This window comes from Pseudooceanicola sp. NS-SX8, from assembly GCF_057380755.1.
This window is the reverse complement of sequence record NZ_CM170819.1, coordinates 4510002-4535767: the sequence shown is the minus strand read 5'-3', so window position 1 is coordinate 4535767 and position 25766 is coordinate 4510002. Positions and strand designations below refer to the sequence as shown.

The following is a 25766-nucleotide window of genomic DNA, read 5'->3' as shown; positions in this document are numbered from 1 at the left end:
CGCAATGCCCGTGGCGCTGGTCGTCGGGGCCTCCTCCGGGTTTGGCGCGGCGCTGGTGCGGGCGCTGCTGGCGCGGGGCTGCACCGTCTATGCGGCGGCCCGCCGGGTCGGCGTGATGGCGGACCTGGGACAGGCCGGGGCGAGGGTCCTGGCGATGGATGTGACAGACGATGCCTCTGTCGCTGAGGGGGTGGCCCATATCCTGGCGGAGGCGGGGGCGATTGACCTCGTCTACAACAACGCGGGTTACGGGGCCTATGGCGCGGTGGAAACCGTCCCTGTCGCCGAAGCGCAGCGGCAGTTCGACGTGAACATCTTTGGACTGGCCCGGGTGAACAACGCGGTTCTTCCCCATATGCGGGCGCGTGGTACGGGGCGGCTGATCCTGACGTCATCTCTTGCCAGTCACATCGCCACCCCCGGATCCGGCTGGTACACCGCCACGAAGTTCGCCCTGCGGGCGCTGGCCGAAACCATGCGGATGGAACTGGCGCCCTCTGGGGTGCAGGTGATCGCCATCGAACCGGGGCCGGTGCGCACCGGGTTCGAAGAGGTGGCCTTTGCCGGGTTGGATCAGCGGGACCTGCCGCAGGAATACCGACCTCTCATGGCCGGGGTGCAGCGCTTTCTGCGCAAAAGCTACGCTGACGCACCGGAACCCGACGGCACCGTCGCCGCGATGCTGACCGCCGGGCTGTCGCGGCGCCCGCGACCGGTCTATCGCACGACGGGGCTTGCCCGCGTGCTGCCCCCCCTGCGTGCCATCCTGGGGGCGGGGCTGTTCTACCACCTGATCGCAAGGGCCTACCGAAATGGGTGAGAGCCGCCAGGGGCATGACGCGGCTGCCGCGCCCGTGTTTTCTGCTCCGGGGATTTTTCCTTCGGGGGCCTTTCCGCCGGGCTTCACCTTCGGCTCCGCTACGGCGGCCTACCAGATCGAGGGGGCGGTCGCGGAAGATGGCCGCGGCCCGTCCATTTGGGATGTCTTCTCTCACAAACAGGGCAAGATCGCCGATGGCACGACCGGCGACATGGCCTGTGATCACTATCACCGGCTGGAGGAGGACCTGGACCTGATCCAGGCGCTGGGCCACCAGGCCTATCGCTTTTCCATCTCCTGGTCGCGGGTCCTGCCGGAGGGGCGCGGCAGGCCGAACGGCAAGGGGCTGGATTTCTACGACCGCCTGGTGGACGGCCTTCTGGCGCGCGGCATCACCCCGTTTGCGACGCTGTTTCACTGGGACCTGCCCCAGGCGATCCATGCCGCCAACGGCGGGTTTGCCAGCCGCGACACCGCCGCCTGGTTTGCCGATTACGCGGCGCTGGTGGCGGATCGGCTGGGGGACCGGATCAAGGACTGGATCACCCTGAACGAACCCTGGGAACATGCCTATTTCGGCTATGTCGAGGGATGGCATGCGCCCGGGGAACGGCGGATCCGGCGCTTCTTGCCGGTGATCCACCATCTCTTGCTGGGGCATGGTCTGGCCATGCAGGCGATCCGGGCCGCGCATCCGGATGCCCGCGTCGGCACCACGATCTCCTACACGCCGGCCGTGGCCACCCGCGAAGGCCCTCGGCACGACCGTGCCTGCCGCCTGATGAACGAGGTGCTGAATTTCGTCACCACCGATGCGCTGTTCCGCGGGGCCTACCCGGCGCAGCTGTGGCGGAAGTTCTGGTTCGGGCGCCCGCGGATCGAGCCGGGCGACATGGCCACCATCTCTGCCCCGGTCGATTTCATCGGCGTCAACTACTACTCCTGCACCCGCATGCACTGGTCCCCGCTGGCGGTGCCCTTCGGCATCAAGGTGGAGGAAGCCTTCAAGACCCCGCCGCAGACAGAGCTGGAACGGGACGGGGACCGTTTCACCGCCATGGGATGGCGGGTCGAGCCGGAGGGGCTGGGCCGGGTCCTGGGGTGGCTGCGGGAGGATTACGGCAACCCGCCCGTCTACATCACCGAAAACGGCATGGCCCTGGCCGATCAGCGCGACCAGGGGGGCGTGCAGGATCCCTGGCGCATCGACTACCTGCGGGACCACCTGGCGCAGGTCCGGATGGCGCTTGCGGCGGGATCGGACCTGCGGGGGTATTTCGTCTGGTCGCTCTTCGACAATTTCGAATGGGCCCTGGGCAATCAGAAACGGTTCGGCCTGGTGCACGTGGATTTCGACACCTTCGCCCGGACCCCGAAAAGCAGTGCGCGCTGGTACGCCGAACTGATCCGGTCCCACCGCGCCGGGGTAGCGCGGCCTGCCGCCGCCGGAGGTAAACCATGACGCTGATGCAGAAACTGACCGGGCTGGGCCTTCTTCTGATGATGTCGATGTTCCTGATGGCGGACACGATGATCACGGCCTCCATCGTCGTGCCGCTGCGGGCGGAATTCGGCACGCCGGAGGCCATGATCGGCATCATGGGATCGGCCTTTGTCCTGGTCGGGGCCGTCGTCGGACTGTTCGCGGGCTACCTGACCGATCGCTATTCGCGAAAGTGGCTGATGGTCGTGGCCGTCCTCGTGGGGGAGCTGCCCTGCCTGGCCAGCGGCATTCCCGCGCTCACCCCGTCCTTCGGCGCGCTTCTGGGCTGGCGCGTGCTCAGCGGGATCGGCATCGGCGCCGTCTACCCGATCACCATGTCGCTGCTGTCGGACTATTTCCCGCCCCGTCACCGGGCCAAGGCCAATGCCCTGGCCGAGGTGAGCTGGCTGCTGGGGACGCTGCTGGGCCCGGTGCTGGGAGGTATCGCCATCGGCTCCGATTTCGGCTGGCGCCTGGCCTTCCTGCTGGCCGGGGCGCCGAACCTCGCGCTGGCCCTGCTTTTCGCGCTGGCCTTCCGGGAGCCCGCCCGGGGGCAGGCAACGGAGGAGGAGGACGCGCCCCGGGCACCGGAAAGCTACCGCGCCGGGATCGAGGCGATCCTGGGGTCGCGGGCGAACCTTCTGCTTTTCGTGCAAAGCATTCCGGGCAGCATTCCCTGGGGGCTGCTGCCCTTCTGGATGATCTCCTACTTCACGACGGAACGGGGGATGGAGCAGGCGCAGGCGACGGCGATCTGGGAAGGTTTCGCCATGGTTTCCGTCATCGGGGTGCTGCTCTGGTCGGGGCTGGGGGACCGCCTGTTCGCCGCGCAGCCGGTGAGGGCGCTCAGATGGGTGGCGCTGGCCTCTTTCACCGGCATCTTCGCCTTCCTGGTCGGGCTGAATGCACCGCTTTCGGCCACGGTTGTCGCGGTCTGGCTGCCGCTCTGTGCGCTTGGCATCTCCGCTCCGGCGACCAACGTCCGGTCCTGGCTGATGAACGCGAACCCGCCGGACCGCCGCGGATCGGTCTTTGCCATCTTCTTCCTGTCGGACAGTATTGGAAAGGGGCTGGGCCCGGCCATCGGTGGCGGGCTTGCGGCGGCGCTCGGGTCGATGCACCTGGCGATCAACGTGGCGATCGGGATCTGGTTCGTGCATGTCGCCCTTCTGGCCCTGGCCAGCCGCTATTACCGACCGCTGGCCGCTGAGCCCGCCGAACCGGAGGGCGCCGGGGCCATCGGGACCTGACGGCATTGGGACCTGACGGCACGGCTGCTGCGCCGGAAACGGGGCGTCTCGGGTCCTGGGCCTTGCCGATATGCGCCTGACTGACCGCGGGCGGGATTTCCGGTCGCGCGCCGGGCCGGATTCTGTCACTCTGCAGGGGGCAGGAGCTTCTTGGTAACGGCGCGTAAACATGCGCCCTTGAGGTGGTGATACAGGTTTGGGCAAGTCGAGGGATCGGCATGGCCTGCAGCGGTGCGGGCGAACGCAGGGTGCCGGCGCGATCCGGCGCGCCTCTGCGCTTGCGCTGCTGTCACTATGTCTGGCGCCCGCGGGTGTCGGCCAGGAAACAGCCGAAGACCCCGCCTCGCCCTGGCCCGGCACACCCTTCGTCGATACCTCCGTCCCTGCGGTGCCGGGCGCCCGGGAGGTGCTGCAGGACATTCCCAACGCGCTGCACTGGTCGCGGTCCCAGCGTGGAGAGATCGGCGCCTGGCGTTACGTGTTCTTCCCGGATGGGAGCGCTGAGATCATGCAGGGCAACAACCGGTCCCGCGTCGCCGCCCGGCTGAGCTGTCACGCGGCCCTGTCGTGCCGGATTTCCTTTGCCGATGGTGCGACGGCGGATGTGCCCGTGGGGGCCGGGCTGCAACCCGAGCTTCCGGAGGAACCGGGGCTCCAGGCCGTGGCGCGCTATCTTGCGGAATGGTTGCTGGCCGGGACGGCGCCTCCGCCCCCACCCGAACCAGAACCGGAACCGGAGCAGGAAGAGCCGCCGGAGGAGGTGCAAGCGCCGCTGGTTACGCCCTCCGATCAGGTCGCCGCAACGCAGGATGAGACGCCGTCCGATGACGAGGCGGGCCCTGAACAGCCGGGGGCAGGCTCCCTTGCAGAGACGGGCACGGCTGTGGACGCGGGCCCCGCTGCGGGCGCTGCTCCCGAACAGGAGGCTTCTCTTCCGTCCAAGGGCACGACAACCGCCACGGCGCAGGGCGATCCTGCAGCCGTCTGTGCCGAAGAAGACCCTTACCAGCCGGATGCCTGCGCGCAGCCTGCGCTGTCGTCGCCGCAACGCGCCGCAGTCACGACGCAGGCGGTGCCCCGGCCGGCAGCTGCCCTGCCGGTCGATGCGCCGGCGCCCGCGGATGTCGCGGCGGAAGCGGAGGATCGCCCGCGTTTCTGGGATCGCTACGCCGTGACCTGTTCAGTGACCGCAAGTGCCAGCCTTGGCGCGCTGACCTCGGCACCCGACCGGCGCGGGACGACCAAGCCAAGGGTCAGCCTGGGCTGTGGTGCCAAGCTGACGGAACGGCTCTCCGCCCGTCTGACCCTGGTGGGGTACCTCAAGCCCGAGCAGCAGCAGGACTGGGACCCGGACTATACCTATGCCTTCAGCTATCGTGTCACGGACAGGATCGGGCTGGGCTACAGCAACTATTCCACGCGCTTTTCCGGCGGGCACAGCCCGGTTGCGGGTCTGCTGCAGGGGAAGATCCGGGCGAACTACCGGCTTCCGCCAGTGCCGCTCTGGGGGGAGAAGTCATTGCCCTGCACGGCCAGCCTCGGCCTGCCCAATCCTGCGGAGCAGAGCGTGAACCTGTCCTGTGGCTATGCGCTTACCCCGAAGATCAGGCTGGGGGCGACGACCCATTTCTACGCGCCGGGAACGCAGGATACCTATCAGCCCGACTACAGCTATACCGTCAGCTATCGCATCAACGAGGACTGGCAGCTTTCCTATCAGAATTACAGCAACAACCGCTGGTCCTGGAACAAGGGGGAGGCCCCGGGCCCGGGTATCACCGGTGGCGGCCTGTCCCTGACCTACCGGATGTCCTTCTAGCAGGACTGAAGTGCAGCCTGGGATTGGCCCGTTCGGTGGCAGGCCATGGCATCGGGGGCAAACTCAAGACGCCCCGTGCCAAAGCCGCGGGGCGTCTTGAGTTGGTTACGGGGCCTCGTGACCACGCACGTCGAGCCGAATTAAGCTGTCGCGGACGAGAGACCGCGCCAGGGCGCCGAACCAGCGCCCGGTCGACCCATGGGTGTCGCAGGGCCCAGTCCGGACGCGACATGAAAAGCGGCCAATTCTAGAACCGCAGGAACCGATAGGGATGCGGATCCACCAGAGGGGTGCTTCCGGTCAGGAGATCGGCAGCCAGTTGTCCCGCGGCAGGTCCCGTGCCGAAGCCGTGCCCCGAGAAGCCGGTGGCGAGCACCAGTCCGGGGATCCGACCGGCGTAGTCGATCACCGGCTGCGAATCCGGTGTGATATCCATGGTGCCGGCCCAGGCTTCGACGATGCGGGCGTCCGCGAAGGCGGGCCAGGCGGCGGAGAGGTTCTCCAGCGCTTCGGCGTTGAGCTTCGGAAGTGTCGGCGGGTCCATGACCCGTACCTTTTCGAAGGGGGAGGTCCGGTCACTGCGCCAGCGGCGCGGCAGCAACAGGTCGTCGAGGCTCTGACGATTGAGGGTAATCCGGAGGAGCGAGCGTTCGTCCTTGAGCAGGTGCAGGTAGCGGGTGCCGACCAGCAGGTGGTCGAGGGTCAGTGGGCAGGAGAGGGCGCCGCGCTGCGTGATGATGAAGCCGCCGTCGGAATGTTTGCGAAATGAGAAGTCTGGACCGCCCACGGCAACGTCGGTGGGTCCTTCCATCGGCGCGGTCCGGAAGGCCGAGCAGGTGAGTGGCAGGGTGGGGAAGGAAATGCCGTGGTTGCCGAGGAAACGGCGCGACCAGAGGCCAGCCGCCAGCAGAACCTGCGAACAGGCGATCTCACCGCGTTCGGTGACGACGCTGCTCACCTGGCCGGCGCTGGTCTGCAGGGCGCGTACCGCGCAGCCCTCGATGATGCGGGCGCCCTTGGCGATGGCCGCAGCCGCGATGGCGCTGGAGGCGAGGGTGGGTTCCGCGCGGCCATCCGAGGGGGTGGTCACGCCGCCCGCCCATTTGCCTCTGCCGCCGGGCACGAGGCGGTCGATCTCGGCGGCGGAGAGCATCCGCGCGCCGAGGTCGAGGCCCTTCACTGAGGACAACCACGCCTCGTGGGCTTCGAGGGCGGCCTCCTGCCGGGCCAGGAACATGATGCCTGCCTGGCGGTAACCCACGTCATGGCCGGTCCGTTCCGGGAGCCCGGCCCAGAGCCTGTCGGCGGCCAGCGCCAGCGGCACATCCGCCGCCGCGCGGGAGGTCTTGCGGACCCAGCCGAGGTTGCGCGAGCTTTGTTCGCCGGCGATGCGGCCCTTTTCCAGGACGGTCACCGGCAGGCCGCGTTCGGCCAGCGTCAGCGCCGCCGAAAGGCCGACGATGCCGCCGCCGATGATGACGATTTCGCTCCGCTCCGGCAGGTCGGTCGAGGTGGTGACAGGTGCGATCCTGGGGGCCATTGGGCTGTCCTTTCCGGTTGTCAGACCGCGACGGTCTTGTAGGTGATGTCGGCCCCGGCGGCGCCACGGTAGGCGGTCACCTCGATTTCCACCTTGTAGACGGTGGAGCCGAGCGGCGGGCAGGTGACGGTGGTGGTCGGGTCGATGCCGCGGAACTTGGTGCCGATGGTGGTCATGACGGTTTCGGTATCGGCGGGATCCTGGATGAAGACCCGGCTGGCCACGACATCGGCCAGGCTGCTGCCCACGGCGGCCAGGGCGCGTTCGATATTGGCGAAGACCTGAAGGGTCTGTTCGGTCACGTCCTCGGGGATCTCCTTCGTCTCGGGATTCCGGCCTGCTGTGTTGGAGACGAAGATCCAGTTGTCGACCGCGACGATGCGGGAATAGCTGGCGTGGTCCTCGAACTTGGAGCCTGTCTTGATCTTGGTGATGGTCGTCATCGGAAGGTCCTGGGAGAAGCGTTTAAAAAGCGCCCCCGGAGCGGCCGGGGCCGGCCGGGGGCAGTCGGGGATGGGAGAGGTCAGCGCAGGACGGGTTCGTCCCAGAGGTTCAGCTTGACGCCGATGCCCTTCTCGACCGCGTTGCGGTAGAGGACGGTGCCCCAGGCCACGTCTTCGACGGGCATGCCGCCGACGGACATCAGGATGATCTCGTCATCGTTCTGTCGGCCGGGGGTGGCGCCGGCGACGATGGCACCGAGGTCTTCCAGCGCTTCGGGCTTCATGGTGCCGGCGGCGATCATGTCCATGAACTTCACGCCCACCAGCGGGATCACGTTGTGCGCGGGTTTGGGCACCTCTTCGTACCAGGCCTCGTAGAGGCCGGTGTTGTCGAGCACCTTGCGCACATCGTCAGCTTCCATCCCGGCGTCGAAGTTGCAGGGCGCGGGCATGGCGAGGAAGGTGCCGGGCTTGACCCATTCGCGCTTCACCAGCGGGTAGTCGTCGGGATTGCCGACCTCGCCCGAGGCGCAGTAGGTGACGATGTCGCTGTCACGCACAACCGCTTCGATGTCGTCGACGATCTGGATGTCGGTGACCTGCGGGTAGTTCTCCTTCACCCAGTCGATGAAGACGTCGAGGGAGCGCTGGCCACGGCCCTTGACCTTGACCGTGTCGATGCCGGGGCAGGCGGCGATGAAGGCGGCGAGGGCCGTGCGGGCCATGACGCCCGGGCCGAAGATGCCCACGACCTTCGAGTCCTTGCGGGCCAGGTGGCGGGCACCGACGCCCGGCACCGCGCCGGTGCGATAGGCCGACAGCAGGTTCGCCGACATGTAGGCCAGCGGCGCGCCGGTGTCGGCATCGTTCAGCGTGAACATCAGGATCGACCGGGGCAGGCCCTTGTCCTTGTTCGCGATGTTGGAGCCGTACCATTTGACGCCCGCGGTGCAGAAGCTGCCGCCGAGGTAGGCAGGCATCGCCATGAAACGACGGTCCGCCGTGGGTTTCGGCATGGTGGGGAAGGGCGACTCTTCGGGGAAGGTCACCATGGCGCCATGGCTGTCGCTGTTCGGCCCGGCCATGCGGTAGTCACCGTGGTGCAGCAGGGCGAACATCTCTTCCATGCAATCGACACAGGCGGGCATGTCGGTGACGCCAGCTTTGATCATGTCCTGCTCGGAAAGGTAGAGGAAGTCGATCTTGGGCAGGTTCGGGAGGTTGGGCAGGTCTTTCATCGGAAGGTCCTTTCGGGAATGGAGGTTTCAGGTGCGGTTCAGTCGAGGCTGCGGCCGAGGCCCGCGTAGAGCGCGGGGTTGCGTGCCTTCACGCCCAGGGCGATCAGCGCGCCGACCGCGCCCGTGGCGATGACCAGCACCGGGAAAGCCAGCACGATCAGGCTGTCGCTGCCCGTCAGCATCGAGATGTTGCTGCCCACCAGCAGGAAGGCGGCGGCCAGGCCCAGCGTGGCGAGGGCAGGGGCCACCAGAACCACCAGAGGGGAGCGGTCATGGCTCTGCCTGCGGAAGAAGCGGATCACCGAGGCGGAGACGAGGATCTGCGTGCCGAGGATCGCCAGCACCGCCAGCCCGGCCATCCAGGAGAAGACCACTGTGTAGGGATCCGCCGCGCCCAGGGCGAAGGCGCCCAGGATCAGCGCCACCAGCACCGCCTGCACCACGCCCGCCACATGCGGCGAGCCGTGTTCGGCATGCACATGGGCCATCTTGCGCCAGAGCAGGCTTTCGCAGGCGAGGGTGTAGAAGTAGCGGTTCAGCGTGTTGTGGAAGGACAGCAGGCAGGCGAAGAGGCTGGTCAGCAGCAGCAGGTTCATCACCGTGACCGACCAGGGGCCCAGCAGGTCCGCCGCCGCGTCGAAGTAGAACCCTTCGAGGGAGGCCGTGGCTGCTTCGCGCACCTGGGAGGGGCCATAGTACTGGCTGATGGCCCAGGTGGAGAGCGCGTAGAAGACCGTGATCAGCAGCACCGCGACATAGGTGGCGCGCGGGATGGTGCGTTCCGGCTTGTGGGCTTCTTCGGCGAAGATGGCGGTGGCCTCGAAGCCGACATAGGCGCCGAGGACAAAGACCATGCTGACGCCGAGCCCGGGGGTGAAGACCTCTGACGGGCGGAAGCCGGAGAGGGTCAGCCCTTCGGGGCCGCCGCCGTTGAGCAGGATGGCCGCGTCGAGCAGCAGCAGGATCAGCAGTTCGGCCACCATGCAGGCGCCGAGGATCCGGCCGGAGATGGCGATGTTGCGGCGCCCGAAGAACACCACGACGGCGAGGACGGCCAGCGACCAGACCCACCAGGGCAGGTTGATCCCCAGCGGCGCGAGCGTGGCGGACATGAAGACGGCGAAGAGGGCGTAGATGCCGATCTGGATCGCGAAATAGGCCAGCAACGCCATCAGCGCCCCGCCGATGCCCGCCGCCCCGCCGAAGCCGCGGGAGATGTAGCTGAAGAAGCCGCCCGCGCCGGAGATGTAGGGCGTCATCGCGGTGTAGCCCACCGAGAAGACCAGGTAGAGCAGTCCCGCCAGAACGAAGGCGCCCGGAACCCCGGCGCCATTGCCGAAGGCGAAGGCGGGCGGCGTCGCGCCGACCACTGCGGTCATGGGGGCGGCGGCTGCCACCACGAAGAAGACGATATGGGCGAGACCAATGGAATTGCCCTGAAGTCGGCCGTTGCCGGTAGTCAAGTCGGTCATCTGTTGCGTCCCTGTTGCACGTTTGTCGTGAATGGGTCGCTGTTAGCGCGCCGTTGCCCGGGGGGAGCCATTGCAGGGAGCGCCAAGAATCCGATAGTCTACGCCAAGTGGCGCTTTGAAACGGATGGGAGGGCAGATAGTTGATCGCCAGCGCACCGCTGCCCACGGGGCTGTCTGTCAGGGCCGTAATTCTTAGGCCGATTTTCGGGGCATTTGATGAAAACCTGAGCGAGTTGCGAAAGCTGCTTTCGCGGCACGGCATTGATTCGCGGGTGCTGGACGACAATTACACGCCGGTTTCGCTGGCCTCCTACCTGGATCTTTTCGAGGATGCGGCCCGGGTCCTGGGGGAGCCGAACCTGGGCCTGCGGCTGGGATCCCGGATGATGCCGGGCGGTTTCGGGCCGATGGGGCTGCGGGCGGTGCAATGCGCCACGATCCGCAGCGGGCTGGAAAGCCTCGTGCGGTTCTCGGCCGCGCTGCAGAGCGGGACGCAGGCCACGCTGGAGGATGACGGCGATCACCTGCTGCTGCGCTACCTGATCACCTCGCAGGGGGTCAGCCCGGGACGGCAGGACAACGAGTTCTCCCTCGCCGGGATCTGCAAGCTGATCCGCACCGGCTACGACCTGCGCTGGCATCCGGTGGAGGTGCATTTCACCCATCCCGCGCCCGACGCGCCGGAGGCGCTGATGCGCTGGTTCGATGCGCCGGTGCTGTTTTCACAGCCGTCGAACATGCTGGTGATCGACCGGAGCGACGCGGCGCGGATCCGGCGGGAGGAGGACCCGGACATGCTGGACCTGATCGACCGGCACCTGGCGGGACTGCTGGAAGATGCCGGTGAGGGGCGATCGCTGGCGGATCAGGTGCGGGCGCTGATCGCGCTGAACCTCGGGGACAGGCCGGTGACCCTGCCGATGATCGCCGGGCTGATGCAGACCTCCGCCCGGTCGCTGCAGCGGCGGCTGGCAGAGGAGGGCACGACCGTGAAGGCCCTGCTGCAGGCCTACCGGCAGGAGCGGGCGGAAGAACTGCTGCGGGACGGGCGGACCCCGGTCGAGGCGGTGGCCACCACGCTGGGCTATGCCGATGGCACCGCCTTCTGGCGGGCCTATCGCGGCTGGACGGGGCGCAGCCCGACGCAGGCCCGCGACGAGGGCTGAGGGCGGGGGGGCTGAGGGCTCAGTCCTCTGCAGCGCCCCGGTTGAACATCCGGACGATCTGGTCGCAGACCAGCCGGGAGGTCTCTTCCCTGAAGTCGGGTCGGTAATGGGCGTGGAAGGCCATCGAGGGCACGGCGGGTGGCGTGTCCAGGACCATCAGGCGCCCGGCCGCGATATCCTCCGTCACGAGGCGGGGCGGCAGCAGGGCGATCCCCTGACCGCCGGTCACGCAGCCGATGACGGCGCGCACGTTGTCGAGCCAGAGCATCCGGCTGGGCACCGTGCCATGGGCATCGAGCTGCCGTTCGATGTCCTGCGCGGGCAGGGTGCCGCGCGGGTAGCTGATGAGCGGCCTGCCGTGCAGCGCTGCCATGCCCGGCGGCGGTGGCCCGTCGAAGAGCCCGGGCGCGGAGATCCATTGCATCGGCAGGTCGAACAGGTGCCGGCAGCGCACGTTCCGCTTGGGTTCGGCCCCGACGAGGATGCCCAGGTCGATGCGCCCCTCCTGCAGCAGTTCGATCACGTCGAGGCTGGTCGCGGTCAGCAGTTCGAAGGAGAGCCGGGGGTGATCCTCCGCCATCTCCGCCACGAAGGCGGGCGTCATCATGTAGGAGATGTAGTCGGTCCAGGCGATGCGCAGCGTGCCTTCGGCGCGGGGGCCACCGGCGGCGGCGCTGACGAATTCGGTGGTGGCTTCCAGCAGCCTGCGCGCCGCGACGAGGGCGTTCTGACCTTCTTCCGTCAGCCGCAGGTGCGAGCCTTCGCGGTGGAAGAGCGTGGCGCCCAGCTCCTCCTCCAGCTTGGCGATCCGGGAGGCCACCGTCGCCTGGGTGGAGAACAGCGCCTCGGCCGCCTTGCTGAAGCTGCCGAGGTCCGCCGTGGCGACGAAGCTGCTGACAAAACGGACATTCATGGCGGCCTGCTCCTGGCTGGGTCACTTCGGGATTAGGGGGGAATGATTGAAAATCAAAGGTTTGAATTTTTCCCGGGGGCTGCCACGGAAAAAACTCGTTAGGCCCGCCATGGTCCGGAGCCTAGTCGGGAGGTCACAAGAAAGAAACCATGACCACGCTCCGAAGAACAGGGAACTCTCACATGAAAAAGACGCTCATCGCCTTTGCCGTCGCCGCTGGCTGCATGGCGCAGGGACTTCACGCCGAGACGGTGCTGAAGCTCGGCCATTTCGGGTCCGGCCAGGATCCGTTTTCCCAGTCCGTGCAGGCCTTTGCCGACCACGTCGCCGAACTGAGCGGTGGCGAGCTGAAGATCAAGGTCTTCCCGGGTGGCCAGCTCGGTAACGAGCGGCAGGAGATTTCCGCGCTGCAGGGTGGCCTGCAGGAGCTGATGATCACCGCCAGCACCAACCTGTCCAACATGGATCCGGCGCTGTCGCTGCTGGATCTGCCCTTTGCCTTCTCCAGCTACGACGAAGTGGATGCCGTGACCCTCGGCCCGGTCGGGGAGAAGATGATGGCACCGCTGGAAGACGAGGGGCTGATGGGCCTCGCGCTATGGGAAAACGGGTTCCGCGCGCTGACCAACTCGCAGCATCCGGTGACCTCGGTCGAGGACATGAAGGGGCTGAAGATCCGCGTCATCGGCGCGCCGGTCTTCATCGACACCTTCGCGGCGCTTGGCGCCAACCCGGTGCCGATGCCCTTCACCGAGCTCTACTCCGCCATGGAGACCGGCACGGTCGACGGGCAGGACAACCCTCCGGGCGGTGTTGCCGCGCTGAAGTTCTACGAGGTGCAGAAGTACTACACCCCGACGAACCACATCTACGGCGCGATGATCGTGGTCGGGTCCCAGCGGGCGCTGGCGCGGCTGCCGGAAGACCAGCGGGCGATCTTGATCCAGGCGGCCAAGGATTTCGGCGTCGAGGAGCGCAAGGCGCTGCGGGCCTTCGACAAGGAGTCGGTGGACTTCCTCGGGGCCGAGGGTGGCATGGAAGTGGTGCCCGCGCTCTCGCCCGAGGCGCTGGACGGCTTCCGCGCGGCCGTGGCCCCGGTGGTCGAGAAGGCGGTGACCAAAGACCTGGCGCCGCTCTACGCGGAAATGCAGGCGGCCATCGCCGGCGCCGCGAAGTAATCCCCCGGCTTCGCCCGGCAAGCGTCGGGCGAAGCCGCATCGAAGCGACATCCTAGGCAGACCATGACCTATTCCCCCTTGCAACGTGTCGTCCGGGGCGTTGCGGCTCTCATCCTCGGCGTGCTGGTGGTGGCGGTTTTCGTCAACATCCTGCTGCGGTTCCTGTTCAACTCCGGTCTAGTCCTGACCGAAGAGCTGTCGCGCCTGCTGCTGATCTGGCTGGTCTTCGGCGCGGCCATCGCGGTGGCACATGGCGGGCGGCACCTGTCGATGTCGCTGGCGGTGGAGAAGCTGCCGGGCAAGGCGCAGTTCGCCCTGGCCCTGCTGGGCGGCGCGCTGATGATCTTCTGTGACGCCTTGCTGGGCATCGGGGCCTGGCGGCAGATCGGCTTTTCCCTCTCCGACAGCCTGCCGGTGACCGGCCTGCCCGTGGCCAGCATCTATGTGGCCGGGCTGCTGGGGGCGGTTGCCTATGGCCTTGTGACCGCCTGGCGGATGCTGCGGCTTCTGCTTGGAAAGATGACCCTGGCCGAGTGGTTCCGCTTTGACGCCGAACCGTCGGAGATCGAGTAATCCCATGCTTATCGCGACTTTTCTGGTGACCCTGCTGCTGGGCATCCTGGCCGGCATTCCCATCGCCTATGTGCTGCTTCTGGTCGGCGTGGCGCTGATGCTGCAGATCGACTTCTTCAACGCGCAGATCGTGTCGCAGAACATGATCCTCGGCGTCGACAGCTTCCTGCTGCTGGCCATTCCCTTCTTCATCCTGGCAGGCGAGCTGATGAACCGCGGCGGGCTGTCGCGCCGGATCATCGACGTGGCCTTGGGCTATTTCGGGCACCGCAAGGGCGGGCTGGGCTATGTTGCCATCGTCTCGGCGCTGATCCTCGCTTCGCTCTCGGGCTCGGCCATCGCGGACAGCGCGGCTCTGGCGGCGATCCTGATGCCGATGATGCGCAACGCGCGCTACCCTGAGGGCCGCAGCGTCGGCCTGTTGGCGGCCGGGGGTGTCATCGCGCCGATCATCCCGCCCTCCATCGCCTTCGTGGTCTATGGATCTGTCGCCAATGTCTCGATCACCGGCATGTTCCTGGCGGGTATCGTGCCCGGCATCCTGATGGCCGTGGTGCTGGTCGGAGCCTGGAGCTTCACCAGCCGGGGCGGCGATTTCGAAACCCTGCCGAAGGCCACCCCGGCGGAGCGCCGTACGGCCCTGTGGAAGGGCATCCCGGCGCTGATGCTGCCGGTGGTGATCATCGGCGGCATGCGGGTGGGCATCTTCACCCCGACCGAGGCGGCGGTGATCGCCTGTGTCTACGCGGCGCTGGTGGGGATGTTCGTCTACCGCGAACTGTCGCTGCGCGAGCTTTACGAAGCACTGGCCGATGCGGCGATGACCAGTGCGGCGGTGCTGTTCCTGATCGCGGCCTCCTCCGTTTCGGCCTGGCTCGTGACCACGGCCAGCCTGCCGGCACAGATCGTGGCGCTGGCGCAGCCGCTGGTGGAACAGCCGCGCCTGATGGTGGGCCTGCTGGTGGTGTTGACGCTGCTGCTGGGCATGGTGCTGGATTTCACCCCGCTGATGCTGATCCTGATGCCGGTGGTCATTCCGCTCTGCAAGGCGGCGGGGATCGACCTGATCTACTTCGGTGTCGTGCTTATCATGGCAGGTTCTCTGGGCCTGCTGACCCCGCCGGTCGGCAATGTCCTGAACGTGGTGGCCGGGGTTGCGGGCACCCGGATCGACCGTGTCATGGGCGGCGTGCTGCCCTTCCTTCTGGCCGAAATGGTCGTGCTGGTCCTGCTGGTGGTCTTCCCCGGCATCGTGACCGGCCCGCTTGCCGTCTTCACCGGAGGTTTGAAATGATTGTCCAGACTCTTCAGGACGCTCTGGGTGAAGCTGTCGTCGTGGCGGGGCCGCAGAGCGACCGGCGGTTCCACCGGGACTGGACCTCTCGCAAGGAAATCATGCCTCTGGCTGTCGTCCTGCCACGCAATGTCGAAGAAGTTTCGACCGCGCTTGCCCTGTGTAACGCTGCCGGGGTTCCCGTGGTGCCGCAGGGGGGGCTGACGGGGTTGGTTGGCGGAGCGAGGCCCATGAGGGATGCCGTCGTGATCAACATGTCCCGGTTGAAAGCAGCCCCGCAGATCGACGCCGAGGCCCGGCAGGCCACGGTCCAGGCCGGGGTGACATTGCATGACCTTCAACAGGCGGCGGCCGAAGCGGGGCTGGAATTCCCTGTGGACTTCGGAGCGCGTGGCAGCTGCCAGATCGGTGGCATGATCGCCACCAACGCGGGCGGTGTCCATGTGTTGCATCACGGCATGATGCGGGCACAGGTCCTGGGTCTGGAAGCGGTTCTGGCCGATGGCACCATCATCCGGTCGCTGAACTGCCTGGAGAAGAACAACACCGGCTACGACCTGCGGCAGCTTTTCGTCGGAAGCGAGGGGACGCTGGGGATCGTGACCTCTGCGGTCCTGAAGCTGGTTCCGAAATGTCCGGCCCGCGCGGCGGTGCTGATGCACTGCGAGGGGTTGGAACAGGCTTATCATGTTCTCAAGACGCTTTCGGACAGCGCGCTTCAGCTGCACGCCTTCGAGGCGCTTTGGCCGGGGTACTATGAGTATGCCTGCAAGGTTGTTGGCTCCACGCCCTTCGATACGGCCGAAGGCCTGATCCTGCTGGGCGAGATTGTCGGTGACGACGCGGCCGCGCTGGAGGCGCAGTTGCTGGAGGTGCTTGAGCCCAGTTTCGAGGACGGCACTCTTCAGGATGCGTTGCTGTCGCAGTCAGAAGCCCAGATCGAGGAATTCTGGGCCTTGCGCGAGGCCAACGAGGCGCTGGCGACCAGCTATCTGGATGTGGCCGCTTTTGACGTTAGCCTGCGGCGGGACAATATGCAGACCTTCGTCAACGCCTGTGAGATTGCTGTTCGAAAGCTCGTGCCGGATGCGGATTTCCTTTGTTTCGGACACCTCGGAGACGGCAATTTACACGTCGCTGTTGCCAGTCGCGGAGCCGAGCTGCCCCACGCCGATATCAAGCGGGACGTGCTGGGGCTGGTCGGGCACCTGGAGGGATCCATCTCTGCGGAACATGGTGTTGGCCTGGACAAGCGGGACTGGTTGTCCCTGTCGCGCACATCTGGGGAGCTGGAGGCAATGCAGCGTATCAAGCGTTCCCTGGACCCGAGGGGCATTCTGAACCCCGGGAAGCTTCTTCAGACCGCTGGCTGATCCAGGCACGCGCTGTGACGAGGACCTCAGGGGCCTTCCGAACAGACACTTCTGTCCGCCTCGCCCGCAGGGGCGAGGGGCAGGAGGGTGATGTAGTCCTTGTTCTGGAAGGCAATCGACAATTCCGCTGCCGTCCGGATTGTTTCCGCGAGTTTATGCATGAGCGGCCCGTTCGGCCCCTCCATCCAGACGACCTTCGTATCGAGTGGGGGGAGGTCGGCCTCGGACTCGATGATCGTCAGCTGGCCATTTGCAATCTGTTCCACCACCAGGGACGGGGGCAGGGCAGCGATCCCGAAGTTGTTTTCGAGCAATTGGAGGACCGCAGCCATCGAGGGACCTGCATAGATCCCGCGCCGGGAGGACGTGCCGGCCATCAGGCCGACGATGCGCCGATGCTGTTCCGTGTCCGGAGAAAAAGACAGGATGGGGTGCTGGGAAAGCTCCACCGCGCTCATCCGTTTCCGGCCCTGGCTGAGGGCAGTCGGCGCGATCCATCGCAGGGCCATGCGCATCAGTGGCAGGTCCTTCATCCCGGGCACCGCGATACTCCGGATGATGACGGCAAGGTCCAGTTCGCCCTGCTCCAGCAGCGTTGCGAGTTCCGAAGACGTGCCGGAGCGCAGGTCGATGTCGAGGTTCGGAAAGGTGTTGCGCAGCTGGACCAGAAGTTTCGGCAGGATCGCGACAGTGGCCGTGTCGATGATGCCGAGCCTGACATGCCCCAGAAGCTTCGCCGAGTCGGCGATGCGGCTTTCGAAGGTCGCGCCGGCGATGGTGACTGCCTCCGCATAGGGCAGGGCTTCCCGCCCTTTCGAGGACAGTTCGACGCCTCGCGGCTTTCGAATGAACAGTTCGACTCCCAATTCCTGCTCCAGCGCGGAAATGCGCGCGGAGACTGTCGTCAAGGTGCTGTTCATCTTGTCGGCCGCTTTTCTGAAGCTTCCGAGCCTGGCTGCCCAGACAAAGGTCTCTATCGCTCGCAGATTCATCGGAAAGGCTTCAATCAAGTCTGCTCAGGAATGATGGTTCGTGAAAATCGTACCAAAAGGCAGATTTTATTTCAATTGTGTTGGGTCTCGAAAGGCCCGACTTCTCTACAGCGAAGGAGAACACCATGCGCCTTACCCTTATTCAGAATAATCCCCGCAACGATCTTGAGGCCAACAAGGCTGTCCTTCGGGAACAGATCCTGCGTGCTGCAGAGCTGAAACCGGATCTGATCGGCACCCCGGAATACTACGCCTTCATGGGTGAGAACTCGAAGGAGCAGCAGGCCGCTGGGGCTTTCTTCGACGACGTGAACGGCTGGATGTCCGAGCTGGCGCGCGAGATCGGCATCGCGATTCACGCGGGGTCTCTGGCAGAGCTGCGCGACGGCAAGACCTACAACACCACGGTGGTCCACGGCGCGGACGGTTCCGAGCTGGCACGTTACAGCAAGATCCACCTTTTCGATGTTGATCTGCCGGATGGTTCCGGCGTGCGGGAATCCGACATCATCGCGCGTGGCACTGAACCTCTGGTGTACAAGGTTGCAGGTTGGACCGTTGGCTGCACGATCTGCTACGACATGCGTTTCCCCGAACTCTACCGAAAGCTCCGCGACATGGGCGCAGAGCTGCTGATGGTGCCCTCTGCCTTCATGCGCGAAACGGGGCGTGCCCATTGGGAACCGCTTCTGCGTGCGCGCGCGATCGAGACGGGGTGCTACCTTGGTGCAGCCGGTCAGGTCAACGAAGCTGTCGGCGGTCATATCAAGCTCTACGGCAATTCGATGATCTGCGATCCCTGGGGCCAAGTTACCGCGAAGGCGTCCGACCTCGTCTGTGGCGTCACGGCAGACCTGGATCGCAGCTACATGGAAACGATCCGCATGCGGATCCCAGTCCAGAACCACCACGTACTCTAACGGGAGTTTACGATGTTCGAAGTCAAACCGATGCCGCAGGAGCTTCCTGCGGCACTCGTAGAACTATTTTCCAAAGTCGAGACCGCGACGATTGGGCATATCCTGCATTCCGGCTTCATGGGGCCGCAGATCAAGCCCGTCCAGCCCGGCCATCATATTGTCGGTTGCGCGGTGACCGTGAGCATTCCGGCGATGGATTCCGTGATGTTGCACCATGCGGTGAGCATGGCACGCCCCGGGGATGTCATCGTGGTCGAGAGGCTGGGTGACGCACGTCATGCCTGCTGGGGAGGGATGGTGACCAATGCCGCTGCCCTCGGGCAACTGGCAGGTGCCGTCATTGATGGCCCCGTGACGGACATTTCGGAATTCCAGGCGACGGGCTTCCCTGCCTGGGCGTCTGGCGTGTCGCCGATCACGACGAAACAGCTTGGCCTCGACGGCAGCATGAACGTGCCCATCAGTGTCGCCGGGCAGGTTGTTCGTCCCGGGGACCTGGTCCTCGCCGACGACTCCGGCGTTCTCGTGCTGGATCCGACGAAGGCAGAAGCGCTCGGCCGTCAGGCGCTGGCCATGCAAGAGTTTGAAATCGATGCGCTTGAAAAGATGCGTGCGGGGACGAAACTCGGCACGCTCTCAGGCGCTTCGACCCGTATCGAGGATGCGATCAGTCTCGCGGGGGAGGCTGTGAAGTGACGGATCCGGCGAACGGCATAGAGGATGAGAAGGACACGCCGCGCAACTGGCTCCCCGAAGAGATCCTGGCCGCGCTGTGCATGCTGTTCATCGTGGTCGTCACTTTCGCGAACGTCCTGGTGCGCTACTTCAGCACCTTTTCGTTCGGCTGGAGCGAGGAATTCACGGTGGCGGCCATGGGAGTGCTGCTGTTCGCGGGGATCGCCAGGGTAACGCGCGACGACAGGCACATCCGGGTCGAGGCTATCTATGGCAAGGCTGTCGGTCGCCGGCGGGTATGGCTGAAAAGGTGCAGCTTTCTGGCCATGGCGGTGCTGGGCCTCGGGCTGACGGTGCTGTTTGGCAAGATCTGCTTTGACGAGTTCCGTTGGGGCGAGCTCATGTCGTCGGTCGATATGAAGCGCTGGCCGTTCACGGCTGTCCTGACTGTTCTGACAGCCCTTCTAACCCTTCGATCCCTGCAGGGGCTTCTGTCCGTGCAGGACGATGATGAAAAGGGGGCGCCGGAATGATCACGCTTATTCTCGCCGGCGCTTTCGCGATCTTCATGGCGATCGGTCTTCCGGTCGCGGCAAGTCTTGGGGTGGCGGGTCTTGTCGCCATCGGCATCGACAGTTTTGATCGGCCCTGGTTCGGTCTCGTCGCCGGAGGGCAGAACGCTCTCGCCGGTGTCGCGAAATACCCGCTTCTCGCGCTACCCCTTTTCATCCTGGTGGGGGTTATCTTCGAAAAATCCGGTGTCGCGGAGCGGATTGTCACATTCGCTTCGGCCCTTCTAGGACGTCGTCGCGGGACAATGCCGGTCGTGGCCATCCTGGTCGCCGTGATCATGGGGGGCATCTCTGGGTCAGCAGTGGCAGGCGCCGCAGCCGTGGGCGGCGTGATGATGGCTCCCATGCTGAAAGCAGGCTATGGACGCGCGTTTTCGGCAACGGTCATCGGTGCGGCCACCTCCTTGGAAATTCTGGTTCCGCCGTCGCTGTCGCTGATTGTCTATTCGATTACCATTCCGGGGGCCAATGTGCCTGCGATGTTCGCGGCAGGGGTCCTGCCCGGCTTGCTCGCGGCGTTGGCTCTGGTCGTCCCTGCGATCCTGCTGAGCCGGTGGCACGGCTACGGAGAGGGCGAAGTGACGCTTTCTGCGGACCCGCTGTGGCCAAGCTTCAAGCGCGCATTCTGGGGCCTCATGACGCCGGTGCTGATCCTGGGCGGCATGCGCCTGGGGTTGTTCACCCCGACGGAGGCCGCGGTGATTGCGGTGGTCTACGGACTGATCGTCGGACTGTTCATCTACCGTACGCTCAGCTTGCGTGATCTCCCGGAGCTTTTCCGGGAAGCAGCCGAAACCTCGGGTATCGTGATGTTCGTGATCGCGATGGCCAGCATCTTTGCCTATGCGGTGACCACGCTTAACGTAGCGGGCCCCCTGGTCGACTGGGTCGTCGGTCTTGAGCTGGGACGGATAGGAACGCTGCTTCTGCTGATGGCATTCCTGCTGGTGATCGGGATCGTCGTGGATGGCGTGTCGATCTTCCTGATCTTCCTGCCGCTCTTCGCGCCGCTGCTGTCGGTCTTCGACTGGCATCCTGTGTGGTTCGGCATCCTGGCCACCATGGCAATCTGCATCGGCACCTTCACTCCGCCCATGGCTGCCAACCTGCTCGTCACCTGCCGCATTGCGGGGATCAGCGTCGAGAAGACCGCCTACTGGTCCTTCTGGTTCGTGCTGAGCTTCTGCGTTGCCGTCCTGTTGGTGATCGCCTTCCCGGGCCTCGCGCTCTGGCTGCCCGAATATTTCAACTACTGATCAAGAAGAAAGACAGAGAGGACTTCACATGAACCGCCGTGACATTTTGAAATCTGCGACCGCCGCTGCGGCCCTGATAGCAAGCCCGGCCGTACTGCGCGCCGCAGGGTACCGGGATGAATACCGTCTTTCCACCGTTCTGCCTCCGTCCTTTGCCTGGGGACGTGCCGCCGAGAACTGGGCCCGCTACGTCACCGAGGGCACGGATGGGCGCATCAATATCCAGCTTTATCCCGGTGCCTCGCTGGTCCAGGGTGACCAGACGAAGGAATTCGCCGCAATGCGTCAGGGCGACATCGATCTGCTGCTCGGGGCGCCCGGCAACTGGGCCGGGACCGTGCGCGGCCTGGGCTGTTTCACGCTGCCTTTCGAATTCGACAGCGAGGCGGATCTCGATGCCGTTCTCGGCAATGCCGACTTCATGGCCGCTTACTACGACAAGGTTCGCGACGGCGGTGCCGAACCTATCGCGATCGGCGAGACCGGGTTCCGGCAGGTTCATTGCTCGACCCGCGATCTGGTGACACCCGATGACTTCGCGGGTCTCAAGTTCCGCGTCGTTCCGAACCCGATGATGGGTGACGTGTTCGAGGCGCTCGGGGCCAATCCGGTCACCATGAACTGGGCTGATGCACAGACTGCCATGGCATCAGGCGCGGTCGACGGTGGCGAGAACTCGGTCGAGACGTTCTTCATGGCCGAGCTCTACAAGCTGGGTCAGACGCATATGACGTCCTGGAACTATATGAACGAGATCCTGCTCTTCGCCGTGAACCCGCGCGTCTGGAACAGCTGGAGCGAAGAAGATCGCGAAATCGTTCGTCAGGCCGGCATCAAGGCGGGGTCAGAGAATATCGCCGAGGTGCGCGACTATACCAATCAGCTGAAGGCCAAGGCCGGGGAATTCGGCGTGACCCTGACCGATCCGACTGCCGAGCAACTGAATGCGTTCCGCGGCGTCATCAAGCCTGTCTACGAAGACTGGAAAGAACGCATCGACGCCAAGCTCGTTTCGCAGATCGAGCAGATCGTCGCCGCGAACAAGTGATACTGAAAGTTGAAGACCATGACCGAATTTTCTGATCCCCTTATGGGTTTCTGGTTCACCACGCCGCAATGGCAGCTCGCCGAGGTGCTGGCGCTGAACGGGTTCAAACGCGCGATCCTGGATGTCGAGCATGGCCCGTTTGGCCATGAGACACTGCACGCCTTTATTCCCTTCCTGAAGGGCCTCGGGTTCGAGGTTTACGTCAAGGTCCTGGCGCCCGAGCGCAGCCCGATCCAGACCGTGCTCGACTTCGGGGCTGATGGCGTGATGATCCCGCACATCCAGTCTTACGAGCATGCAAGGGAAGTGACGTCCTTCACCAAGTTCCCGCCGACCGGGGACAGGAGCCTGGCTGGTGGCCGTGCCATGGGCTACCAGGGGCGCCCCGATGAGTGGTTCGGCGAGACTGACAGAAAGATCCGCTGCTTTGCCATGATCGAAACCGCAGGTGCCCTGCGAGACGTGGAGAAGATCGCGAACCTGGACACCGTGGATGGCATCTATCCTGGTCCGACCGATCTTTCGCTCCGCCGGAATCGCGGTATGTACACGGCCAAGCCCGGCGACTGGGAAGATATCCGTACGATGGCATCGGCGGCAAAGAAGGCGGGCAAGCTCCTTGCATTCCCGGCCTGGACGGCGCCCGAACGGAGGTTCGCGATGGAAGAGCTGGGCGCGGACTTCATCTTCTCCGGAATGGAAATGTTGTTCATGGGCGGTGCCGTCGCGCAACTTGCCGGTGAACTGCACGCCGAAAGCGGCACTCTCTGAGCCGCTCTTGTGTGACATGGCGCTCGTCCCGAAAGGGGGCGGGCGTCATCCTGTGACGATCACTCGTGGCCTTGCGGGAACCCCGCCGTGTTAGCGCCCCGGCAAAAACTTGCAGTGACGTTAGCGATGATCTGACGACGGCCGGGCTCCAGAAATCAGGCCATCAGGAGATGTCGACATGCAGGAACCACGACACGGGGGGCGAAGGCGTGTTTGGCGCTGGAAGCCGGGAAGTATGAATGCCCTGTGTCCGAGCGGGCTGTCGCACCCGACCATGACCCCGGTGGAGCGCGGCTTTATCAGCCAATGGTCCGAGGCCGATGACGAGCGCGCTGCTCAAGGTAAAGCCGCCCGCCCTGTCCTGTTTCAAAAGGATTGAAACCTACCTGGCGCAGCAGTGAGCAGCTTCAATGGCCCCGAAATCTGTCGAAACATCCGGGACTGGGGAGCAATGCTTCACCCGGAAGGCAGAGATGAATCCTGGATCAACCTGTTGGCGTCCAAGCCGGAACATGTTGAGAAGCGCATGCGACCGGCCCCTGGCGTATTGTCCTTCAGCGGGTGGAGCGTTTAGCTGGCAGCGCCGGATCCTCACTGTGCGAGGGGATGGCTGATACGGGAACCGACGTGCATTTACCTGACGAGATCCGATCCCTGGCAGCGCGCATTGATGCGTCGGGCGTGTCTCGTGTCATCGTTTCCGCGCTGCCTGGCTGCGGGAAGACATTGCTGGCGATGGAGCTCGCCCGGCTCTGGGGGATCGAAGTCTCGAACGCCATGCCGGACCCCATTCGCGGGACTGTCATCGTGGACAGCATCGGCCCTCTGCCGGCGCGACTGCCCGAAGCCCCCGGCCGCCTGATGATCGCCGCCCGCCCGAGCGACCTCGGCGGCCTTGCCTCCGATGTGCTGCGTCGGGACACGCTGCTGATCACCACGGCCGACTTGTTTCTGCCGGCGGAGGTTTCGGCCTACGGATGGCCTATGGTGGCAGATGCCCTCGACCGCGGGCTGCCCCGGGCCTCGGTGCTGGGATGGATACAGGAGGCGCTGACGACCTCTCTTTCGCCCGCGGCCCTGGACCTGCTGATCTCGGCATGCCGTGCCGGCCCGCTTGCCGATGCGAAGATCCCGGCCAGCTACGGCACGGCAATTGCGGAACTTGCGCCATTGCTGGACAGGCTGTCCGACACCCGGGATCCGCTTGCCGCCCTTCTGCGAGAGGCGCTGTCGGAGCTGCCCGCGACCCCGGCCAGCCTTGACCTGATGGAACGCGCCGGCGATCCGGCGCATGCGATCCGGGAGGCGGCGATGGTCGGGCACCGGCGTCGTGCCCTGGCCATGCTCGAACGCTACGGGGGGATGCACCTTCCCCACCTCGTCGGGGCGGATCTTGCCGGCGACATCCACACCGCCATCGGCGAAGGGCCCGAACCGCTGGTCGCTTCGCTCGACTTCATGGTGGCGGTCAAGAAGGGGGACACGGCGCGCGCGCAGCATCTGCTGGCGAAATGGGGTGGGCCGCGACTGGTCGATTTTTCCCGTCCCGTCCCCTTCGCCGAAGAAGTCCCCGTGGAGTTGCTGGTGGCGCGCGGTCTGCTGGCGGTCTACGCCAATGTCCCCGACAGGGCGGCGCGCCTCGCCGAGCTCTACGACCTGCTCGCCCGCCTCCCGACCGAGGCGCACCTGATGCGGGGCGCGGTCCACAACATCGCGCTTTCCTTCTACATCGACAACGGTGCCTTCGCCGAGGCCGAGGTTGCGGCCGAGCAGGCGCTGGAGAGCTATGCCGGCGCCCCCTATCTGTGTTTCTACATCCACCTTCACCGGGCGATCATGCGCGTGATCGAAGGGCATGCGGACCAGGCACGCCCGGACCTTGCCGCGGCGGAAGATTGCCTTGCCCAGACGCCTTTCGAGGCACCGCAGGACGACCGATTTCTCAGCCTGCTGCGTGCCGTCGTCGCCTATGAACACGGCGACCCCCATCCCATGGCCGATTTCGCGCAGCGCGAGTTCGCCAATTTCTCCCATGGGGAGATCTGGCCCAATATCGCCGATCAGGCCATGGCGCATGGTGCGGACGCCCTGCTGGAGCTTTCGGGGCTGCCTGCCGCGCTCGACTACCTCGAAAGCTGGCGGCAAAAGGGCTGGCGGACCAGGCGCTACCGCGTGCTGATCGAACAGCGCCGGGTCGCCGTCCTTCAGACCGCGCAAAGGTGGCGCGAGGCCCGCATGCTGCTGGAGGAGATGGCAGGCCGGATCGGCCGGATCTGGATCGACAGTGCGGGTGAAAACCTCCGCTACCTCGCAGCGCCCGAAGATGTGACCAAGGCCCTGCTCTGGCTCAGGCAGCAATGCTACGAGACGCCCCGCGCGCCTGACATTCCCGAAAGGCTGGCTGCCCTGTCCGAAAATCGCGCGCTGTCCTGGCGGAACCGGCAGTGCGTGCAGATCTGGCAGGCCTGGGTCGCCCGCCGCCGTTCGGAGCTTCCGCTTGCGCGACGTCTTTTGGCCGAGACGATTGCAAGCTGCACCGCCCGGCAGGTTCACGCGCCGCTGATCGAAGAGAGGATCTTCGTTCTGCCGCTGCTGGACGATGCCCGGATGCAGGCGGGGCCGATGAAGGACATCGAGCTGCCGCGCGGGCTGCGCCGGCGCCGGGTCCGGCGCACGCCCGAGGGGGATCTGTCTGTGCAGGAACACCGGGCGCTGCTGCTTCTGGCAGAGGGCTGCGCGAACAAGGACATCGCGCGGGAGATGGACGTCAGCCTGCCTACGGTGAAATTCCACCTCAGGAACCTCTACCGCAAGCTGGGTGCCGCGAACCGGCGCGAGGCCGTGAACCGTGCGGTGACGGCAAACCTGATCACGCCCTGAACCTATCCCTATTCGTACGAAACCTATCCCCGGCTAGCCTTCTAATCGTGGCAGCCAGATGGAACCCTGCTCCTGAACTTCTCAGACGGA

At 65.5% G+C, this 25766-nt stretch carries 22 protein-coding genes; 16 read left to right on the top strand and 6 right to left on the bottom strand.

Translation table 11 applies throughout. From position 1 onward, the window contains the following. Positions 1 to 4 precede the first annotated feature (4 nt). The 4 genes from AC2IR1_RS20835 (at position 5) to AC2IR1_RS20820 (ending at position 5372) form a co-directional block, all read left to right on the top strand. A complete protein-coding gene (locus AC2IR1_RS20835; RefSeq protein WP_486473897.1) occupies positions 5 to 820 on the top strand; it encodes an SDR family NAD(P)-dependent oxidoreductase in 816 nt (271 codons plus the stop codon). Further along, complete coding sequence (locus AC2IR1_RS20830) at positions 813 to 2282, top strand: GH1 family beta-glucosidase (protein WP_486473896.1); 1470 nt, start codon at positions 813 to 815, stop codon at positions 2280 to 2282. The genes AC2IR1_RS20835 and AC2IR1_RS20830 overlap by 8 nt, the downstream gene beginning before the upstream one ends. After that, positions 2279 to 3553, top strand: a complete 1275-nt coding sequence (locus AC2IR1_RS20825; RefSeq protein ID WP_486473895.1) for an MFS transporter — start codon at positions 2279 to 2281, stop codon at positions 3551 to 3553. Before AC2IR1_RS20830 ends, AC2IR1_RS20825 begins: the two co-directional genes overlap by 4 nt. Before the next feature lie 196 nt (positions 3554 to 3749). Continuing rightward, entirely contained in the window at positions 3750 to 5372 is a 1623-nt protein-coding gene (locus AC2IR1_RS20820; protein ID WP_486473894.1) for a hypothetical protein, read from the top strand. A 247-nt stretch (positions 5373 to 5619) separates the two neighbouring features. Here the strand turns inward: AC2IR1_RS20820 and AC2IR1_RS20815 are convergent, their stop codons facing one another. From AC2IR1_RS20815 to AC2IR1_RS20800, 4 genes are all read right to left on the bottom strand, one after another. After that, on the bottom strand, positions 5620 to 6912 hold the full coding sequence (locus tag AC2IR1_RS20815; protein ID WP_486473893.1) for an NAD(P)/FAD-dependent oxidoreductase: 1293 nt from the start codon (positions 6910 to 6912) through the stop codon (positions 5620 to 5622). A gap of 20 nt (positions 6913 to 6932) precedes the next feature. Further along, positions 6933 to 7355 (bottom strand): RidA family protein, encoded by a 423-nt coding sequence (locus AC2IR1_RS20810; protein ID WP_486473892.1) that lies wholly within the window; start codon positions 7353 to 7355, stop codon positions 6933 to 6935. An 80-nt stretch (positions 7356 to 7435) separates the two neighbouring features. Next, positions 7436 to 8593, bottom strand: a complete 1158-nt coding sequence (locus tag AC2IR1_RS20805) for an ornithine cyclodeaminase family protein (protein ID WP_486473891.1) — start codon at positions 8591 to 8593, stop codon at positions 7436 to 7438. A 38-nt stretch (positions 8594 to 8631) separates the two neighbouring features. Then, a complete protein-coding gene (locus AC2IR1_RS20800) occupies positions 8632 to 10065 on the bottom strand; it encodes an APC family permease (protein ID WP_486473890.1) in 1434 nt (477 codons plus the stop codon). Between the two features lie 233 nt (positions 10066 to 10298). On the opposite strand from AC2IR1_RS20800, the gene AC2IR1_RS20795 reads away from it, so the two are divergent. Then, on the top strand, positions 10299 to 11231 hold the full coding sequence (locus AC2IR1_RS20795) for an AraC family transcriptional regulator (RefSeq protein WP_486473889.1): 933 nt from the start codon (positions 10299 to 10301) through the stop codon (positions 11229 to 11231). Between the two features lie 19 nt (positions 11232 to 11250). Here AC2IR1_RS20795 and AC2IR1_RS20790 read toward each other — a convergent pair whose 3' ends face one another. Further along, complete coding sequence (locus tag AC2IR1_RS20790) at positions 11251 to 12144, bottom strand: LysR family transcriptional regulator (protein ID WP_486473888.1); 894 nt, start codon at positions 12142 to 12144, stop codon at positions 11251 to 11253. 182 nt (positions 12145 to 12326) lie between these two features. On the opposite strand from AC2IR1_RS20790, the gene AC2IR1_RS20785 reads away from it, so the two are divergent. The 4 genes from AC2IR1_RS20785 (at position 12327) to AC2IR1_RS20770 (ending at position 16562) form a co-directional block, all read left to right on the top strand. Further along, on the top strand, positions 12327 to 13322 hold the full coding sequence (locus tag AC2IR1_RS20785; protein WP_486473887.1) for a TRAP transporter substrate-binding protein: 996 nt from the start codon (positions 12327 to 12329) through the stop codon (positions 13320 to 13322). Positions 13323 to 13385: 63 nt separating this feature from the next. Next, a complete protein-coding gene (locus AC2IR1_RS20780; RefSeq protein ID WP_486473886.1) occupies positions 13386 to 13895 on the top strand; it encodes a TRAP transporter small permease in 510 nt (169 codons plus the stop codon). A gap of 4 nt (positions 13896 to 13899) precedes the next feature. After that, positions 13900 to 15189: a TRAP transporter large permease gene (locus tag AC2IR1_RS20775; protein ID WP_486473885.1), complete on the top strand. Its 1290-nt coding sequence runs from the start codon at positions 13900 to 13902 to the stop codon at positions 15187 to 15189. Next, the gene (locus tag AC2IR1_RS20770; protein ID WP_486473884.1) at positions 15186 to 16562 is read left to right on the top strand and encodes an FAD-binding oxidoreductase; all 1377 of its coding nucleotides are present in this window, start codon (positions 15186 to 15188) and stop codon (positions 16560 to 16562) included. The genes AC2IR1_RS20775 and AC2IR1_RS20770 overlap by 4 nt, the downstream gene beginning before the upstream one ends. A 26-nt stretch (positions 16563 to 16588) precedes the next feature. Here the strand turns inward: AC2IR1_RS20770 and AC2IR1_RS20765 are convergent, their stop codons facing one another. Further along, positions 16589 to 17572, bottom strand: a complete 984-nt coding sequence (locus AC2IR1_RS20765) for a LysR family transcriptional regulator (RefSeq protein WP_486473883.1) — start codon at positions 17570 to 17572, stop codon at positions 16589 to 16591. Positions 17573 to 17679: 107 nt separating this feature from the next. Between AC2IR1_RS20765 and AC2IR1_RS20760 the strand changes: the two genes are divergently transcribed. The 7 genes from AC2IR1_RS20760 to AC2IR1_RS20730 all read left to right on the top strand — a co-directional run bounded on the left by AC2IR1_RS20760 (position 17680) and on the right by AC2IR1_RS20730 (position 25676). Next, positions 17680 to 18474 (top strand): carbon-nitrogen hydrolase family protein, encoded by a 795-nt coding sequence (locus AC2IR1_RS20760; protein ID WP_486473882.1) that lies wholly within the window; start codon positions 17680 to 17682, stop codon positions 18472 to 18474. Positions 18475 to 18486: 12 nt separating this feature from the next. Continuing rightward, positions 18487 to 19170: an RraA family protein gene (locus tag AC2IR1_RS20755; RefSeq protein WP_486473881.1), complete on the top strand. Its 684-nt coding sequence runs from the start codon at positions 18487 to 18489 to the stop codon at positions 19168 to 19170. Further along, the gene (locus AC2IR1_RS20750) at positions 19167 to 19682 is read left to right on the top strand and encodes a TRAP transporter small permease (RefSeq protein WP_486473880.1); all 516 of its coding nucleotides are present in this window, start codon (positions 19167 to 19169) and stop codon (positions 19680 to 19682) included. The genes AC2IR1_RS20755 and AC2IR1_RS20750 overlap by 4 nt, the downstream gene beginning before the upstream one ends. Beyond that, entirely contained in the window at positions 19679 to 20977 is a 1299-nt protein-coding gene (locus AC2IR1_RS20745; RefSeq protein WP_486473879.1) for a TRAP transporter large permease, read from the top strand. The genes AC2IR1_RS20750 and AC2IR1_RS20745 overlap by 4 nt, the downstream gene beginning before the upstream one ends. A 28-nt stretch (positions 20978 to 21005) precedes the next feature. Beyond that, complete coding sequence (gene dctP, locus AC2IR1_RS20740) at positions 21006 to 22025, top strand: TRAP transporter substrate-binding protein DctP (protein WP_486473878.1); 1020 nt, start codon at positions 21006 to 21008, stop codon at positions 22023 to 22025. An 18-nt stretch (positions 22026 to 22043) separates the two neighbouring features. After that, positions 22044 to 22796 carry an HpcH/HpaI aldolase family protein gene (locus tag AC2IR1_RS20735; RefSeq protein WP_486473877.1) on the top strand — a complete coding sequence of 251 codons (753 nt, stop codon included), beginning with the start codon at positions 22044 to 22046 and terminating at the stop codon, positions 22794 to 22796. Positions 22797 to 23402: 606 nt separating this feature from the next. Then, positions 23403 to 25676 (top strand): helix-turn-helix transcriptional regulator, encoded by a 2274-nt coding sequence (locus AC2IR1_RS20730; protein ID WP_486473876.1) that lies wholly within the window; start codon positions 23403 to 23405, stop codon positions 25674 to 25676. The last annotated feature ends 90 nt before the right edge of the window (positions 25677 to 25766 follow it).

Excerpts from the sequence above, each read along its gene's own strand:
- AC2IR1_RS20805 (WP_486473891.1), bottom strand. The coding sequence starts at position 8,593 with ATGAAAGACCTGCCCAACCTCCCGAACCTGCCCAAGATCGACTTCCTC.
- AC2IR1_RS20825 (WP_486473895.1), top strand. The coding sequence starts at position 2,279 with ATGACGCTGATGCAGAAACTGACCGGGCTGGGCCTTCTTCTGATGATG.
- AC2IR1_RS20835 (WP_486473897.1), top strand. The coding sequence starts at position 5 with ATGCCCGTGGCGCTGGTCGTCGGGGCCTCCTCCGGGTTTGGCGCGGCG.
- AC2IR1_RS20785 (WP_486473887.1), top strand. The coding sequence starts at position 12,327 with ATGAAAAAGACGCTCATCGCCTTTGCCGTCGCCGCTGGCTGCATGGCG.
- AC2IR1_RS20815 (WP_486473893.1), bottom strand. The coding sequence starts at position 6,912 with ATGGCCCCCAGGATCGCACCTGTCACCACCTCGACCGACCTGCCGGAG.
- AC2IR1_RS20780 (WP_486473886.1), top strand. The coding sequence starts at position 13,386 with ATGACCTATTCCCCCTTGCAACGTGTCGTCCGGGGCGTTGCGGCTCTC.
- AC2IR1_RS20730 (WP_486473876.1), top strand. The coding sequence starts at position 23,403 with ATGGCTGATACGGGAACCGACGTGCATTTACCTGACGAGATCCGATCC.
- AC2IR1_RS20800 (WP_486473890.1), bottom strand. The coding sequence starts at position 10,065 with ATGACCGACTTGACTACCGGCAACGGCCGACTTCAGGGCAATTCCATT.
- AC2IR1_RS20745 (WP_486473879.1), top strand. The coding sequence starts at position 19,679 with ATGATCACGCTTATTCTCGCCGGCGCTTTCGCGATCTTCATGGCGATC.
- AC2IR1_RS20790 (WP_486473888.1), bottom strand. The coding sequence starts at position 12,144 with ATGAATGTCCGTTTTGTCAGCAGCTTCGTCGCCACGGCGGACCTCGGC.
- AC2IR1_RS20810 (WP_486473892.1), bottom strand. The coding sequence starts at position 7,355 with ATGACGACCATCACCAAGATCAAGACAGGCTCCAAGTTCGAGGACCAC.
- dctP (WP_486473878.1), top strand. The coding sequence starts at position 21,006 with ATGAACCGCCGTGACATTTTGAAATCTGCGACCGCCGCTGCGGCCCTG.
- AC2IR1_RS20775 (WP_486473885.1), top strand. The coding sequence starts at position 13,900 with ATGCTTATCGCGACTTTTCTGGTGACCCTGCTGCTGGGCATCCTGGCC.
- AC2IR1_RS20760 (WP_486473882.1), top strand. The coding sequence starts at position 17,680 with ATGCGCCTTACCCTTATTCAGAATAATCCCCGCAACGATCTTGAGGCC.
- AC2IR1_RS20735 (WP_486473877.1), top strand. The coding sequence starts at position 22,044 with ATGACCGAATTTTCTGATCCCCTTATGGGTTTCTGGTTCACCACGCCG.
- AC2IR1_RS20830 (WP_486473896.1), top strand. The coding sequence starts at position 813 with ATGGGTGAGAGCCGCCAGGGGCATGACGCGGCTGCCGCGCCCGTGTTT.
- AC2IR1_RS20770 (WP_486473884.1), top strand. The coding sequence starts at position 15,186 with ATGATTGTCCAGACTCTTCAGGACGCTCTGGGTGAAGCTGTCGTCGTG.
- AC2IR1_RS20755 (WP_486473881.1), top strand. The coding sequence starts at position 18,487 with ATGTTCGAAGTCAAACCGATGCCGCAGGAGCTTCCTGCGGCACTCGTA.